Genomic DNA, 15,861 nt, shown 5'->3' on the forward strand with positions numbered 1-15,861 from the left:
TTTTTATATCACCCCTATTAGTTTTAAGAACTGCAACCTTTTCTCCAACTGTAGGTTTTTCAAATTGTTTTAACATTTTTTCTCCTTTCAAACATAAGTCTTCATATCTATTCTAAAACCATCTGTCTTTTTTCGCAAATTTAAATAAATAATTGTCAAAAATATACCTTTCAGTACAGACGACAAACTCATAGCTACCAAATTCCATTTATCTCTAAATCTGGTATAAGAAAAGTGCTGTTTTTAAAAGAGAATTAAAAATATTTCCCTTTAATAAATTGACCTCTTTCATTTGTTAGCAGTCGCCTTGATCTGTTATTATTATCGGCCCATTCTTTGTGATAGCAAGTTGGTGTTCATATTGTGCAGATAGAGATCCATCCTTTGTCCTGGCAGTCCATCCATTATCATCAATTGTAAGTTCTTTTTTTCCCATATTAATCATTGGTTCAATAGTAAATACCATACCTTCTTGAAGTCTAATGCCACGACCTGGCTTTCCATAGTGAAGAACTTGTGGATCTTCGTGCATTTCCTGTCCTATACCATGTCCAACAAATTCTCTAACAACAGAATATCCATTTTCTTCTGCATGTTTTTGTACAGCTGAACCTATATCTCCAAGTCTATTTCCAATTACAGCTTTTTCAATGCCCTTATACATACATTCTCGTGTCACTCGTAAAAGTTTTTTAGCATCTTCAGAAACTTCGCCTACTTCATAAGACCAAGCAGAATCTGCAAGCCATCCATCAACATTTACAACCATGTCAACTGTGATAATATCTCCATCTTTTAAAACATATTCTGATGGAAATCCATGACAAATTTCATCATTTACTGATGCACAAATTGAATAAGGATATCCTTCGTAACCTTTTTGTTCAGGATATGCTCCTCTTTCTTTTAAATAATTTTCTACAAATCTATCTATCTCAATAGTTTTTACTCCTGGTTTTATAAAATGTCTAAGTTCGTGATGAACATCTGACAAAACTTTACCAGCTACTTGCATCTTTTTTATTTCTTCTTCTGTTTTAATAATAATCATTTTAACTCCTTTACAATTTCACATAAATCCTCATCTGTCTTTGCCCAAGTATAAGCATCACAATTTATTTCTATCGCCTTTATTAATTCTTCTTTTGCCTCTTTTTTGTAATTTAAAAGTGAAAAAGAACAAGCTTTATTATAGTGTAAATTGACAGAATTAGGAAAATCCATAAGTCCTCTATCTAATATATTTATAGCAGAAAAATAATCTTTTTCTTCAATATATATTGCTGACATATTTAAAAATAAAAATGGATTTTGAAATTTATCAATTGCTTTATAATAATATTCTAGTGCTAAATTATTATCCTTTGATTTTTTTGCCAAAACTCCCATATTATAAAGTGCCCTTCCATAATCAGGTTTTATTTCAAGGGACTTTTTAACAAATTTTTCTGCTAAGTTGTCTTTATTTTTTGCTTCATAAATAGAACCAAGATCATTGTAACTTACAAAATCAAATCTATCTATTTCAATAGTTTTCTTTAAATACTTTATTGCAAGTTCAGTTTCTCCCAATTTGTCATAAGAGTGAGCAAGATAATAATATGCTCTGTCATAATTTGGATCTATCTCAATCGCTTTTTTATAATTTTCAACAGAATAAATTAAATTTCCACCTAAAAAATCATTTGTTATAGCAAGCCCATAATATGCTCCAGCAATTTCTTTTATATCTAAAATTTTTATAAAATATTTTTTTGCTTCGTCATAATTTTCTTCTCTCAAATAAATATCAGAAAGCTCAAAATACACAGAAATTTTTTCATTATCTTCTTTTGCAAAATTAAGAGATTTTAAGAGAGTTTCCTTTGCTTTTTTATAATTACCTTCAAGTAAAAAATCTTCTGCTAAAATTAAATAGTTCTTAAATTTTAAGTCCATAAAAAACCTCAATTCTTATTCTATTATATATTATTTTTTAAAATTTCACAGGCATGGAAATAATATTTAAAAGATTATATAATATCTTTGGTGATTAAATGAAAAGATTTCTATCTTTTAACGATTTCTTTTGTGAATATTTTTCTGGAAAAACTGTAAAGCTTTCTCTTGATGGAGGATTTTCATGTCCTAATAGAGATGGAACTCTATCTACATATGGTTGTATTTTTTGTTCAGATAAAGGAAGTGGAGAATTTGCTGCGTCAAGAAACTTTTCTATATCAAATCAAATTGAATTACAAAAATTATTTTTGTCCAAAAAATGGAAAGCAGAGAATTATATAGCTTACTTTCAAAACTTTACAAACACCTATGGCTCTATTGAAAAGATAAAAAAAATTTATGATGAAGTAGCTTCTAGGGATGATATTTCTGCTATTTCAATTGCAACGAGATGCGACTGCCTTGACGATGAAAAAATAAATTATTTAAAAGAAATTTCTAAGAAAAAAACACTTTGGTTAGAACTTGGAATGCAAAGTGTAAGTGAAAATACTATAAAGTTAATAAATCGTGGCTATACTCATAAATTCTTTGATGAAACTATAAATAAACTTAAAGATGCCAATATTTTATTTTTAATTCACACAATTTTTGGACTTCCCTATGAAGATGAAAGAGATTTTACAAATTCTATAAATTATATAAAAAAAATAGTCCCCTTCGGTGTTAAATTTCACAACTTGTATATTCTAAAAAATTCTCCGATTTATAAACTTTATAAAAAAAATAATTTTAAAATTTTATCAAAAGAAGAATATATTGAAACTGTTATTTATGCTCTTGATAATATAGATAAAAAAACTGTTGTACATAGAATAACAGGCGATCCTCCAAAGAAAAATCTTTATAAACCAAAGTGGTGTTCCGACAAATTATCTGTCATATCAGAAATTGACAAAAATTTAAAAGAATTAAATAAAAGTATAGTCAATGAATCTGAAGTAAAAAAAATTTCAAATTATTGGAAGAAAAAGGATAATTTCTTTATCTGCAATTAATGAAGAAATTAAATATATTTAGTGTATAATGTATACTGTAAATAAAAATTAATAAAAATTAAAATTTATAAAGGAGCAAAATGAAAAACATTTCTAAAGATATAATAAAAAAATTTAAAGTTAAATTTGTAATACTTGGATCCGATGAAAATGCTTATGGAGTTGCTCGTATTCTAAATGACAATTACGGCTTAATATCCACTGTATTCTGTCAAAAACCACTCCCAGCAACTGATAATTCAAAAATTTTAGATAGAAAAATCATAAATAATTTCTCTAATGACAAAGTTTTCGTAGACACTATGATTAATTTTGCAAAGGATAATAATGATTCAGCTCTTATAACAATTCCTTGTGGTGACGAGTATTCAAAGCTACTTAGCAATAATAAAGATAAGATAAAAAAATACTATAAATTTAATACTCCATCTACAAATTTAAATGAGAAACTAGAAAATAAAATAGATTTTTATAAATCTTGTGAAGAAATGGACATCCCTTACCCTAAATTTACAATTATAAATAATTCAAAAGAAATAGAAAATCTAAATTTACAATTTCCACTTATACTTAAACCCAATGATTCAATTTCCTATGTGAAATTATCTTTTCCAAATAAATACAAAGTTTACACTATTTATGATTTTGACGAATTAAAATCTGTCGTTAAAACTATTTATGATGAAAATAATTACGAAGGTACTATGCTTGTTCAAGAATATATACCAGGGCCTGCATCTAACCAAGCTTCTTTTAATGTTTATTGTGATAAAAATGCTAAAGTTAGAATGATGGTATATGGACAAATTTTACTTGCAGATCCACTTCCTCTTAGAATAGGAAATAATGATGCTATATATACAAAATATATGCCTGAGCTTTTTGACTTTTATAAAGAAAAATTAGAGTCCATCAATTATACTGGTTTTTCAAATATAGATCTCAAATATGATCCTCGTGACAATACTTATAAAGCCTTCGAGATGAACTTAAGATTACCTCAAAGCCATTATTTTATGGCGGCTGGTGGTGTCAATGTACTTGATTTTTATATTAGAGATCTTTTAGATTTAGGATTTGAAGAAGATGTTTATTATCACAAAGAAACCTCAAAAATTTGGATGAATGCTCATCCAAAACTTTTAAAAGAATACACAGATGAAAGATATCATGCCACAATTGACAAACTTTTAAAAAATGGCTATGAGTTCACAATTAATAATAAAAAAGATTTTAGTTTTAGCAGAAAAAAAACTTATTTAAAGAGAAAGTACGGTTCAATTAAACATTATAAAATGTATTATAAATTAGAAAAATAAATAAAAACAAAAACTGGCTAGATTTTACTCTAGTCAGTTTCCATTTTGTACTTTATTATACTATTTTCTTTTGTTGCTTCTTCTCCAGATATTCATCTTTTCTGCATCTTTTATAAGTTCATCTCTAAATTCTGGTGCAGCAATATTAATTATTCCTTCTGCTCTTTCCCAAGTTGACTTACCTTTACAATTAAATTTTCCATATTCAGTTACAATCCAATGTGTGTTTGGTCTTGCAGCTGTTATTGCAGAAAATGTTTCAAAGTTTGGAACTATTCTTGATTCTTCTTTTCCAGTTTTTTTGTTCATAAATTTAGAAGATAGACAGATAAATGATTTTCCGCCCTTAGATAAATATGCACCTAAAACAAAGTCAAGTTGTCCACCTGCTCCAGATATATGTTTTGCCCCAGAAGATTCTGAACTTACTTGTCCAAATAAATCCACATTTACTGCATTATTTATCGAAACAAAATTATCTATTTGTGAAATTACTCTTGAATCATTTGTATAAGAAACTGGTGCTGCCATTGCATCAGAATTAAGATCTAAATATTCATACATTTCCTTTGAACCTGCCGCAAAACCATAAACTTGTCTAAATCTGTCAATATTTTTTTTAGCTCCAGTAATTTTACCTTTTTTAGCCATATCAACAAAAGCATCGACATACATTTCTGTGTGAACTCCAAGATCTTTTAAATCAGAATCTGCTATCATTGATCCAACTGCATTTGGCATACCGCCAATTCCTAGTTGAAGAGTTGCCCCATTTGGTATTTCTTCTACAATTAATTTTGCAACTTTTTCATCAACTTCACCAAAACTTCCCTTTGGAAGAGTAGCAATTTCTGGATTTTCTCCCTCAATAATATAGTCAACATCTTTAATTGAAATTTCATTTTCAAAACCACCAATACAAGTTGGCATATTTTCATTTATTTCAACGATTACTTTATCAGCTACTTCTGTCACTGCTTTTAAATGAGATGCATTTAAACCAAAATTAAAGTTTCCATGTTTATCCATTGGAGGTGTCACTATTAATGCAATGTCAACCTTACAATTTTCCCTGTACCATCTTGGAAGTTCTGAATATCTAAGTGGAGCATAAAATCCTCCAGGTGTTTTATTAATTCTTACTCTATCAATTCCACTTGAGTGCCAAGAATTCCAAACAACCTTTTCTCCTTTGGGATCTTTTTTAAATACTTCTGGTTCCCAAAGAAGAACTCCACCTCTTAAATAAATTTCATTTAATTCATCAAGTCTACTTGCAAGTGCTTTATCGAAAGCAACAGGTGTAGTTCCTGCCCAAGCATAATCAATCCACATATTATCCTTAACCATTTCAGCAGCTTCTTTAGCTGTAATTAGTTTTTTCTGATATTCTTTAGAATAATCCATTATTTCCTCCTTAATTATAAATAATCATTATAAAAAGTATGAGTTCTTAAAAATTTAATATAATTTAAAAATCCATTCATTATATTTTTACTTTTTTCTTCATTTATTTCTATAATTATTTTATTTTTACCCCTTAAATCAAAAATATATGCACCCTCTACTTTAACATTATACAGATATTCATAAATTTTTGCATAAATTATTAGTTGATCTTCATAAATTTCTTTAAACCTTTCAATAGAAAGGTTCCCTGTCTTTAAATCCACAATGTAATATTTATCGTAAATTTTTATAACTTGATCTATATATCCCTTAACCAAGAATCCCTCTAAATCATAATAAAATAAAAGTTCCTTTTCCAATATATTATTCTCTTCCATTTCAAGATAATTTAAAGCTAACTTCCTTGCTATATTTAATTTTTCATCATTTATTTCTTCTTCATAAAATTTAAAAATTCCTTTTAGAATCTCATCAATATCTCCATTATCTATATAATTACTTGAGTATTCTTTTGCAAATAAATGTATAATATTTCCAAGCGTTTTTGGATCTATTAATTGATTTTTTCCACTACCTTTAGTGTACTTGTCAATTCCCAAAAAATATTTTTTATAAAAATCCACTGGACTCCTCTTATAATTTATAAAATCCGTCACTGTATAATATTCTCTTATTCTATTTTCAAAACTTATATCTAAATCTAAATAAATTAAATCATTTCTTTCTTCCTTTTTTACCTCAAGATTTTTTGAATTTTTATAATTGTTTGTACAATTATCTTTACCAATTAAATCAAAATATGAAGATTTTTTAGGATTGTCATAGTTTCCAAATAATATTAATTCCCTCTTTGCTCTAGTCATTGCAACATATAAGATTCTCTTTTCCTCTTCACTATAAATATCTTTTATTCTGTTTGAAATTTCCTTATATCTATAATCAGAAAAATCAGATTTTATAGCCAATCCAAGGTCCTTATCCACTATGATTTTTTCCCTAGGGCTGTTATTTTTGCCAACATCCATATGAGAAATAATCACCACATCAAATTCTAAACCTTTCGACTTATGAATAGTTAAAAGATTTATACCTTCTTCTAAATCTTCAAAATTTTGTAAACTGATAAACTTTTCATAATCCCTATAATCATAAGTGTTGTTCTCAAAAAATTCATTAGTAATTTCTTTAAATTTACATAGATATTGGAAATCACTAAGTTTAATAGTATTTAAATTAAAGAAATAAATCATTATCTCATCTATTAATTCATCGATTTGTAAAAATTTAGATTTATTTTTTAATTCTATTAAAAAATTTATAAAATAATTTATATTATCATTGAAACTTTTATGTTCGATTAAATCATTAAAATTTTCTACATTTGCATTTAAAATCTCCGCTAAATCTTTAAACTTAAAATTTAAAATTGGAGAATTAAAAAGAGAAAGAGTTGAAATAAAATCATCTGAACTATATATTGTGGACAAAATATTTTTTGTAACTTTCAAAACTTCAATTTCAGAAACATTTCTAGAACCCTTATTGAACTTTATATTATTTGTAGTTAAAATCTTACTGATTTCGTCTATTTGTGCATTGCTCCTTGATAAAATTGCCACATCTTTTTCTTCATACTTTTTTAAAAGATCTTCTATTAAATTAACAATTTCTTTATTGTCTTCTGAATTATAAAAATATACATCTCCACCACTCTCATAAGAATAATCAATTGAATCGTAAGGTTCAATTAAATTCTCGAAAGTTTTATTTATAAATTTTATTATTTTTCCATCGCTTCTATAATTTTTATTCATATCAAGAGATTTTCCACGATTTTTTATTTTATCAGAAAAATTAAAATAACTTTTAATATCTGTCCCTCTAAATCCATAGATAGATTGTTTGGGATCTCCAACTATAAATAAATTAGAATTTTCAAATGTATTAATAATATTATTTTGCAATTCATTAGTATCCTGATATTCGTCCACAAGTATGTGAGAATATCTATCCTTTAAGCTTTTTTGACAGTATCTATCTTTTAATATGCAATTAGTATATAAAATTATATCATCATAATCTATTACACCAATTTTCTTCTTCTCATTTTGATAGCTTTTGTGAATTTCCTTTAAGATTTTTATGATTATTTTGTAGTAATCTTTATTTTTTTCTTCTAAATTTTTCTTTAGAACTAAAATATATTCTTGAATATCCTCTATTTTTTCTATGTATTTTTTAGAAGTCCCAAGACTTTCTTCTATACAATTTAAAACTTCAAGATTGTAAAATTCCAAACTTTTTAATTCTGAAATATTTTCATCATAAAAATTCTTAAACTTTTTTCCGCTTACTTTTCTGTACTCCTCCAAAAGAATTATTAAATTATTAAAATCACACTTTTCTTTATCAAAATTTAAACTCTTATTTAAAATTTCATCAAAATCAAAATTATTATTTTTAAAGCTTAAATAAAGACTTATGAAAAGATCCTTTTCTTCAAAAGGGCTGGAATTAAAGTCTAACAAATAATTTTTATATTCTAATTCTTCTATACTATTTAATACTTTAATTACAGAATTTTCCAAAATTTTCTTTGACTGATTTTCTTCTAAAATTTTAAAGTTTGGATTAATTCCTAAATTAATAGAATAATCCTTAATAATTTCAGCTCCAAAAGAGTGAATCGTCATTATATTTAAATCTCTCTCGTCAAAGGATATATTTCCCTTTACAAGTTCTTTTGAAATTCTTCCGCGCATCTCTTCTGCAGCTTTTTTTGTAAAAGTAAGTGCCAAAATTTTTTCGGGATTTTTATACTTTTTTACAATATTTATAAATCTACTAGTTAAAACTCTTGTCTTTCCTGTTCCTGCTCCTGCCATTAAAGTTACATCTGTATCAATTGAGTTTACTGCTTCTAATTGAACTTCATTTAATTTCATTTTTTAATTTTTAAAATTTATTTGAATAAAACTTTAGCAAGAGAAATAATCATTTCATCATCCACTTTATAAAATATTTCTGTCCCTCTTCTCTCACTTTTCAAAACTCCAGCTCTTTTTAACTTCCCAAGATGAGATGAAACAGTAGGTTGTGGAATATCAAATTTTTCTTGCATCTTTCCAACATTAGATGGCCCTGTTTCAATTAAATTCTTAATAATTTTTAGCCTTACAGGATGTGCCATAACTTTTAAAACTTCAGCTATTTTTTCTAAACTTTCCATATCTTCTTTCATCAACTACCTCCTAATATGTATTGAAATAAATTAATTATATAATTTATATTCTTTGATTATAATATTGAAAAGTAAAGTCCTTGTCAATTATTTTATATAAATTACATTTTATGTAACTCCTTATAAAAGCTAATTTTAGCCACTTTGTTTTTACACTAAAATCTTAGACTTAATTTAGACATTGCTTTACCACATATTTTTAATAAAACAAAAAAATAAGGCTACTAACCTTATTTTAAATTTTTATAGACTCTATTAAATTATTAATTTGTCTATCAACAGCATCGGGTGCTGGACCTCCATATACCTTTCTATTTTTTAAGGAATTTTCTATTTTTATAAAATTATAGAGATCTTTTTCAAAGACTTTGTGAAAATCTTTATATTTTTCTAAGCTTATATTCTCAAGCTTTTCATTTCTTTCTATTGCATAATTTACAATCTGTCCAACAACACTATAAGCTTCTCTAAATGGCAAACCTTTTAAAACCAAGTAATCAGCTAAATCTGTTGCATTTAAAAATCCCTCCTCAGCAGATTCACGCATTTTTTCTTTGTTAATATAAATAGTTTTTAAAATTCCATTCATAATTTTAAGAGAACTTGTAACTGTCTTTACTGAATCGAAAAGTGGTTCTTTATCTTCTTGAAAATCTTTATTATAAGATAATGGTGTCCCTTTTAAAATTGTAAATAATGTCAATAAATCACCATAACATCTTCCACTTTTGCCACGAACAAGCTCAGCCATATCGGAGTTTTTCTTTTGAGGCATTATACTTGAACCAGTTGAAAATTTTCCAGAAAATTTAATATAACTATATTCACTACTTGAAAAATAAATAAGTTCTTCGCACAACCTTGATAAATGCGTCATAATAACTGAATTATTAAATAAAATTTCAAGTACATAATCTCTATCAGAAACAGAGTCCATTGAATTTTCTGTCGGCTTTTTGAAATTTAAAAGTTCAGTAGTCATAAATCTATCAATATTAAAACTTGTAGTTACAAGTGCACAACTACCAAGAGGATTCTCATCAAGTCTATCAAAAGTTTCAGTAAGTCTATCTAAATCCCTAGAGAGCATTTGCCCATAACTTAAAATATAATGGGCAAAAGTCGTCACCTGTGCGTGTTGCATATGTGTAAAACCTGGCATAATTGTTTCTTTATTTTTTTGTGCAATTTCTATTATCGTTTCAATTAATTTCTTTATTTCAGATTTTATTATAATTAAACTTTTTTTAGAATAAAGTCTTAAATCAAGTGCACATTGATCATTCCTAGATCTCGCTGTGTGAAGCTTTTTTCCAACATCTCCAACTCTTCTTGTAAGTTCATTTTCTACAAAAGAGTGAATATCTTCTTCATCTAAATCAATTTTAAGTTTATTATTTTTTATTTCTTCTAAAATATTTTTTAATTCATTTGAAATAATTTTGCAATCATCTTCTGTTATTATACCAACTTCGCCTAACATTTTTACATGAGCAAGAGATCCCTTTATATCTTCTTCAAATAAAATTTTATCAAAATCAATTGATTTGTTAAATTCATGTGTAAAATTCTCTAAACCTTCTAAGTGACTGCCCCATAAATACATATTAAACTCCTTTATTTACCTTTGCATCTACAAGTGTAGAAAGTGAATACAAATTAATAAATCCATCTGCATCCTTGTGTGAATATAAACTTTCCGCTCCATCTCCAAAAGAAGCCAAGTCCTCACTATAAAGTGAATTTTTTGATGTAACTCCTGCTGGAATTATATTTCCCTTGTAAAGTTTTAACTTAACTATACCTGAAACATCTTTACAAACTTCACCAGCAAAAGCAAGGAGTCCCTTTAAAGAACTTGAATACCACTTACCGTCATATACAAGTTCTCCAAATTTTATTGCCAAATAATCTTTTAAGTGAGCTGAATCCTTATCAAGAGTAATTGATTCTAAAATTTCAAGTGCTTTATATAAAATCGCTCCACCTGGATTTTCATAAACTCCACGACTCTTCATCCCAACAAGACGATTTTCAACTATATCGTCTATTCCTATTCCATTTTCTCCCCCAACCTCATTTAAATATTTCAAAAGATTTGCTGGCGACATTTTTTCTCCATTTACTGCAACAGGTTCTCCACTTTCAAATTCAATTTCAAGATTACAAACCTCATCTTTTGCTTTCATAGGAGATACAGAAAGTTCCAAAATTTTATCAAAATCTGGGTAATTTCCTGGATTTTCTAAATCAAGACCTTCATGTGACAAGTGCATTATATTTAAATCTTTTGAATAATTCGTTTCTCTTGAAATCTTTAGAGGAATATTATGTGCCTCAGCATAATCAATTTCTTCTTCACGAGATTTTATATCCCAAGTTCTCCAAGGTGCAATTATTGGCATATCAGGTGCAAAATGTTTTATTCCCATTTCAAAACGAATTTGATCATTTCCCTTTCCAGTACAACCATGACAAATTGCATCACAATTTTCTTTTTTTGCAATATCAACAAGAGCCTTTGCTATAATTGGTCTTGCGGTTGCAGTTCCAAGTAAATAATTTTTTTCATATTTTGCACCCATCTTTAAAGTAGGGAACACAAAATCTTTTACATATTCTTCTACAAGATCTACAATATAAATTTTTGAAGCACCAGTTTTTATAGCCTTTTCTTCTAAACCTTCAATCTCTTTTGTTTGTCCTACATTTCCTACAACTGCAATAACTTCACAGCCATAAGTTTCCTTTAACCACGGTATTATTATTGATGTATCAAGACCACCTGAATAAGCTAGGGCAACTTTTTTATAATTGTTATTTTTCATTTTTCTTCCTCCAAATTTTATCAACTATTTTTTAATAACTTACAAATTGAGACTCAAAAAAAGTATAAAAAAATCGCCCCTATGAAGGGACGAAGAACGTGGTACCACCCAAATTTATATATTTCTATACCTCAAAAACTATAACGCGTAACCGTGCAAATCTAAATTTCGAAATGCAAGCTCCAAGCTCCTTTTCAAATTATCCTCCCTATTTCTTTTCACCAAACAGAAACTCTCTAAAAGTCTCGGATAATTTTACTAGTCTTTTCTTTGCTTATGTTGTTTGATATGCTACCAACATATTTTTCATTTGTCAAGACTTTTTTGAAAATTTTTAGAAGAAATTTATTTTATTTATAAAATAATAAATAAATTCATTGTCGCTAAAAAAAATTATTTGTAAAATTCCCAAAAAACACTTGACATTTTAAATTTGTCGTAGTAAAGTTTTTAGAAATCAATGAAGTGGACAAAAAGTATTCTCATAACTTTTTTAGAGAGCAAGATTAGGTGAAAGCTTGTAAAGGAAAGGAATATAATAGAACCACAGAGATTCTGCAAGGAAAATAGTATTTGCAGAGGTTAACTGCCTTAAAGTTTTGAGATATCTAAGGATAATTAGAGTGGTACCGCGGACTTCGCCTCTTTCATAGAGGCGATTTTTTATTTTAAAATGGAGGTAAAAATGAAAAAAATAATAAGTACATCAATAATAATTTTAGCTGCCATAATCTTGGCTTTCACATTATTTTTAAATAAGTCCAAGGATAACTCTAACAGACTAGATGAAATTCAAAAATCTAGAAAAATTGTCATGGGATGTAATGCAAATTATCCACCTTTTGAATTTCACAAAAATATAAATGGAAAAGACGAAATAGTTGGCTTTGATATTTTTATAGCGAAAGAAATTGCAAAAGATTTAGGTGTCAAACTAGAAATATCTGACATGGAATTTTCTTCTGTCCTTGCAAGTTTAGACACAGGAGTTATTGATCTTGCAATCTCTGGCATTTCAAAAACTGCTGAAAGAGAAAAATCTATGGCATTTTCAAAAGTTTACTATGAACCTAAAAATTACTTATTAGTTAATTCTAAAGATTTTGGAAAATATAAAAATGAAGATGACGTAAAAAAATTAACTATTGGAGTACAAACTGCAACAGAGCAAGAAGAAATTGCTAAAAATTTAAATATAAAAAATATAGTTTCTCTTTCAAAAACTCCTGACTTAATTGCTCAATTAAATAAGGGGCTTATAGATGGAATTATTGTAGAAAAATGTGTGGGAGATAATTATGAACTCTCAAATAAAAATTTAAAACTTGAAGATAGTTTTTATTTTGAAGCTAACGTTGATGGAACAGCCATTGGGCTTAATAAAAATGACGATGAACTTCTTAAAGCTGTAAACAAAACTTTAGATAGGCTTAAAAAAGAAGGCAAAATTGATAAATATTACAACGAAGCCTTGGAACTATCTGTTAAATAGGTGATCTTATGGAAAATATTTATAAATTAGGAAACAATAAACTTTCTAAAAATAAGATAATTAATATCCTTGTAATTCTAGTATTTATCTTATTAATATTTATTTTTGGAAATCTAATAATAAACTTTTTTGGCACAAGTGCAGAAATTTTTAAGGATTACAGTACTTATTATTTAAAAGGTCTTGGAGTTACAATTTCACTTTCTTTAATTTCAGTTTTACTTGGGTCAATATTGGGACTTTTTTTATATCTCATGAAATCTTCTGAAATTAAAAGTTTAAATATACTTTCTAATATTTATATAGAAATTGTGAGGGGAACCCCTATGCTAACTCAAGTATTTTTTATATTTTTTGGTCTTGCAACTTTAATTAATTTTAAAGACTTTGGAATTTCAATTTCTACTTTTGCGTATATCACAGGTGTAATCGCTGTGAGTTTAAACTCTGCTGCTTATGTTGCAGAAATTATTAGATCAGGAATAAATGCAATCGACAAAGGTCAATGGGAGGCTTCAATTTCACTTGGAATGAAAAAATCTCTAGTTATGGAAGAAATAATACTACCACAAGCTACAAAAAATATTTTACCAGCTCTTGCCAATGAATTTATAGCAGTAATTAAAGAAACTTCTATTATCTCAACTATTGGTGTTACAGATATTATGTACAATGTAAATTTAGTTAGAGGTTCTTCTTATAAATCTCTAGAACCACTTATTATTGGCTCCCTACTTTATTTTGCAATTACTTTTACTCTTACAAGATTATTAAAATTTGTGGAGGGAAAATATGATAAAAATTGAAAATTTGTATAAATCCTTTGATAACAAAGAAGTGTTAAAAGGAATTAACTTAAACATTAAAAATTCAACGGTAACAACAATTATAGGAGCAAGTGGTTCTGGAAAATCAACACTTCTTCGATGTATTAATCTTCTTGAGAAATGCGACAGTGGAAAAATCTATCTAGATGGATATGAAATTACTGGAGAAAATTCAAACTTAGAAAAAATAAGGCTAAAAATTGGAATGGTTTTTCAAAATTTTAATCTATTTCCTAATAAAACTGTACTAGAAAATATTACTCTAGCTCCCATTAAAGTCAAGGAAGAAGATGAAAAATCTGCAAAAGAAAATGCAATAAAACTTTTACAAAATATGGGCTTAGAAGATAAAAAAGACTCCTATCCTAATTCGCTTTCTGGTGGTCAAAAGCAAAGAGTTGCTATTGCAAGAGCACTTGCAAATAAACCAGATGTGTTATTATTTGATGAACCTACATCTGCACTTGATCCAGAAATGGTAAAAGAGGTATTAACTGTAATAAAAAATCTCTCATATAAAGGGCTTACTATGATAATCGTGACACATGAAATGGGCTTTGCAAAAGAAATATCAGATACAGTTGTATTTATGAAAAATGGAATTATAGAAGATATTGGAAATCCTGAATATATATTTAATACAACGAAAAATAAAAATACACAAAAATTTTTAAATGCCGTACTATAATTTAATTTTTTATAAAAAATTTTATGTTCGCTCATGTTTTATGAAAAATTTCCTAAACAAAAAATCTCTTATCTTTTTATACTAATTAAAGACAAGAGATTTTTTTACTATTTATTTATTTTTACAGTTTTTGTAACTCCATCCCACTCTATCTTTGCTCCCAAAATTTCTGAAATTGCTCTTAAAGGTACAAAAGTCCTAGAATTTTTTACAACTGCTGGAGAATCAATTGCAATATTTTTTCCATTAGCATCGATTTCTTTTGATCCAATAACAAGACTAGCTTTGTTATCTCCAATTACAACAGTTTTCGTTTCAGATTTCCAATTAACTTTTTCTCCAAGTGCTTCTGAAATAAATCTAAGCGGCACCATAGTCCTTTCATTTTCAATATAAGCTGGTGTTTCTGATTGTATTTCGCTATCATTTACAAAAATTCTTATTTCAGAATTAGTTTCTTTTTTTTTGCTTTCTGTCTTTATTTCAGTTTTAGCTTCTTTATTTTCTAAAGTTTTAGCATTTGCCCAATCAAATTTTAAATAAGCCTTCTGTTCTCCTGAACCTTTTCCTCCACCTGCAATGGAATCCATTGCATCAACCCAAACTGCAACAAGAATTTTTTCTTCTTTTGGATTTTGTCTTTCAAATTCGTGAACCTTGCAATACTCCCCCTCATTTGGAGTTTGTTTTGTCTCAACTCTATTAGAGTTTTCATCTCCTTCGTAGATGAAAAGATTTGTAAGTTCACCCTCCATATTCATAAACTCCATCTTTCTTAAATAAAGTTTGTAAATAAATTTTCCATCTTTTTCTTCTACCTCTGCCATTTGCTTTAATGATGAATTCCCCATAGAGTCCTTTCCAGGTTCTCCATATTTTTCAAGTTTTACTGGAACTTCATATTTTGTTCCAGCTGCAAATATTGAACTTGGAATTAAAGCTAATACTAACATCAATGATAAAATTAATTTTTTCATTTTTAACCTCTTCTTTTCTTTATAAAATAATTAAACTTTTTAGGGACGATCCATAAAGGAAAGTCCCTATCACATATCCC

Annotated in this window: 13 protein-coding genes and 2 other annotated features; of the genes, 5 read left to right on the forward strand and 8 right to left on the reverse strand. The window is 27.4% G+C overall.

Annotated features, from left to right (window positions below):
* Positions 1-295 precede the first annotated feature (295 nt).
* Together map and RH95_RS06495 are read right to left on the reverse strand one after the other, a co-directional pair.
* Positions 296-1,051 (reverse strand): type I methionyl aminopeptidase, encoded by a 756-nt coding sequence (map, locus tag RH95_RS06490; protein ID WP_010246871.1) that lies wholly within the window; start codon positions 1,049-1,051, stop codon positions 296-298.
* Positions 1,048-1,938, reverse strand: coding sequence for a tetratricopeptide repeat protein (locus RH95_RS06495; protein WP_010246873.1), 891 nt, complete (start codon positions 1,936-1,938; stop codon positions 1,048-1,050). Before RH95_RS06495 ends, map begins: the two co-directional genes overlap by 4 nt.
* A gap of 98 nt (positions 1,939-2,036) precedes the next feature.
* Here RH95_RS06495 and mnmL point away from each other — a divergent pair, with 98 nt between their 5' ends.
* A complete protein-coding gene (mnmL, locus tag RH95_RS06500) occupies positions 2,037-2,999 on the forward strand; it encodes a tRNA modification radical SAM protein MnmL/YtqA (protein WP_010246876.1) in 963 nt (320 codons plus the stop codon).
* 80 nt (positions 3,000-3,079) lie between these two features.
* Positions 3,080-4,318 carry a carboxylate--amine ligase gene (locus RH95_RS06505; RefSeq protein WP_010246878.1) on the forward strand — a complete coding sequence of 413 codons (1,239 nt, stop codon included), beginning with the start codon at positions 3,080-3,082 and terminating at the stop codon, positions 4,316-4,318.
* Between the two features lie 60 nt (positions 4,319-4,378).
* On the opposite strand, the gene RH95_RS06510 is transcribed toward RH95_RS06505, so the two are convergent.
* The 5 genes from RH95_RS06510 to RH95_RS06530 all read right to left on the reverse strand — a co-directional run bounded on the left by RH95_RS06510 (position 4,379) and on the right by RH95_RS06530 (position 11,797).
* Positions 4,379-5,725: a butyryl-CoA:acetate CoA-transferase gene (locus tag RH95_RS06510; RefSeq protein ID WP_010246881.1), complete on the reverse strand. Its 1,347-nt coding sequence runs from the start codon at positions 5,723-5,725 to the stop codon at positions 4,379-4,381.
* Between the two features lie 14 nt (positions 5,726-5,739).
* Entirely contained in the window at positions 5,740-8,673 is a 2,934-nt protein-coding gene (locus tag RH95_RS06515; RefSeq protein ID WP_010246883.1) for a UvrD-helicase domain-containing protein, read from the reverse strand.
* A gap of 17 nt (positions 8,674-8,690) precedes the next feature.
* Positions 8,691-8,969 (reverse strand): ArsR/SmtB family transcription factor, encoded by a 279-nt coding sequence (locus tag RH95_RS06520; protein WP_010246885.1) that lies wholly within the window; start codon positions 8,967-8,969, stop codon positions 8,691-8,693.
* Between the two features lie 235 nt (positions 8,970-9,204).
* Positions 9,205-10,575 (reverse strand): argininosuccinate lyase, encoded by a 1,371-nt coding sequence (gene argH / locus RH95_RS06525; protein ID WP_010246888.1) that lies wholly within the window; start codon positions 10,573-10,575, stop codon positions 9,205-9,207.
* A 1-nt stretch (position 10,576) separates the two neighbouring features.
* The gene (locus tag RH95_RS06530; protein WP_010246890.1) at positions 10,577-11,797 is read right to left on the reverse strand and encodes an argininosuccinate synthase; all 1,221 of its coding nucleotides are present in this window, start codon (positions 11,795-11,797) and stop codon (positions 10,577-10,579) included.
* Positions 11,798-11,879: 82 nt separating this feature from the next.
* Positions 11,880-12,077 (reverse strand) — a binding site (T-box leader).
* 171 nt (positions 12,078-12,248) lie between these two features.
* Positions 12,249-12,446 (forward strand) — a binding site (T-box leader).
* A 36-nt stretch (positions 12,447-12,482) separates the two neighbouring features.
* Between RH95_RS06530 and RH95_RS06535 the strand changes: the two genes are divergently transcribed.
* From RH95_RS06535 to RH95_RS06545, 3 genes are read left to right on the forward strand one after another with little or no spacing between them, the layout of a single operon-like run.
* Positions 12,483-13,289, forward strand: coding sequence for a transporter substrate-binding domain-containing protein (locus tag RH95_RS06535; RefSeq protein WP_010246893.1), 807 nt, complete (start codon positions 12,483-12,485; stop codon positions 13,287-13,289).
* Positions 13,290-13,297: 8 nt separating this feature from the next.
* Positions 13,298-14,095: an amino acid ABC transporter permease gene (locus RH95_RS06540; RefSeq protein WP_010246895.1), complete on the forward strand. Its 798-nt coding sequence runs from the start codon at positions 13,298-13,300 to the stop codon at positions 14,093-14,095.
* The gene (locus RH95_RS06545; RefSeq protein WP_010246896.1) at positions 14,082-14,804 is read left to right on the forward strand and encodes an amino acid ABC transporter ATP-binding protein; all 723 of its coding nucleotides are present in this window, start codon (positions 14,082-14,084) and stop codon (positions 14,802-14,804) included. Before RH95_RS06540 ends, RH95_RS06545 begins: the two co-directional genes overlap by 14 nt.
* A gap of 107 nt (positions 14,805-14,911) precedes the next feature.
* Here the strand turns inward: RH95_RS06545 and RH95_RS06550 are convergent, their stop codons facing one another.
* A complete protein-coding gene (locus tag RH95_RS06550; protein ID WP_010246898.1) occupies positions 14,912-15,781 on the reverse strand; it encodes a copper amine oxidase N-terminal domain-containing protein in 870 nt (289 codons plus the stop codon).
* Between the last annotated feature and the right edge of the window lie 80 nt (positions 15,782-15,861).

This window comes from Peptoniphilus rhinitidis 1-13, from assembly GCF_000246925.1.
In the GTDB taxonomy this organism is placed as follows: domain Bacteria; phylum Bacillota; class Clostridia; order Tissierellales; family Peptoniphilaceae; genus Peptoniphilus_A; species Peptoniphilus_A lacydonensis.

Coding starts and splice junctions, on each gene's coding strand:
- argH (WP_010246888.1), bottom strand. CDS start 10,575: ATGTATTTATGGGGCAGTCACTTAGAAGGTTTAGAGAATTTTACACAT.
- RH95_RS06505 (WP_010246878.1), top strand. CDS start 3,080: ATGAAAAACATTTCTAAAGATATAATAAAAAAATTTAAAGTTAAATTT.
- RH95_RS06535 (WP_010246893.1), top strand. CDS start 12,483: ATGAAAAAAATAATAAGTACATCAATAATAATTTTAGCTGCCATAATC.
- RH95_RS06550 (WP_010246898.1), bottom strand. CDS start 15,781: ATGAAAAAATTAATTTTATCATTGATGTTAGTATTAGCTTTAATTCCA.
- RH95_RS06520 (WP_010246885.1), bottom strand. CDS start 8,969: ATGAAAGAAGATATGGAAAGTTTAGAAAAAATAGCTGAAGTTTTAAAA.
- RH95_RS06540 (WP_010246895.1), top strand. CDS start 13,298: ATGGAAAATATTTATAAATTAGGAAACAATAAACTTTCTAAAAATAAG.
- mnmL (WP_010246876.1), top strand. CDS start 2,037: ATGAAAAGATTTCTATCTTTTAACGATTTCTTTTGTGAATATTTTTCT.
- RH95_RS06495 (WP_010246873.1), bottom strand. CDS start 1,938: ATGGACTTAAAATTTAAGAACTATTTAATTTTAGCAGAAGATTTTTTA.
- map (WP_010246871.1), bottom strand. CDS start 1,051: ATGATTATTATTAAAACAGAAGAAGAAATAAAAAAGATGCAAGTAGCT.
- RH95_RS06510 (WP_010246881.1), bottom strand. CDS start 5,725: ATGGATTATTCTAAAGAATATCAGAAAAAACTAATTACAGCTAAAGAA.
- RH95_RS06515 (WP_010246883.1), bottom strand. CDS start 8,673: ATGAAATTAAATGAAGTTCAATTAGAAGCAGTAAACTCAATTGATACA.
- RH95_RS06545 (WP_010246896.1), top strand. CDS start 14,082: ATGATAAAAATTGAAAATTTGTATAAATCCTTTGATAACAAAGAAGTG.
- RH95_RS06530 (WP_010246890.1), bottom strand. CDS start 11,797: ATGAAAAATAACAATTATAAAAAAGTTGCCCTAGCTTATTCAGGTGGT.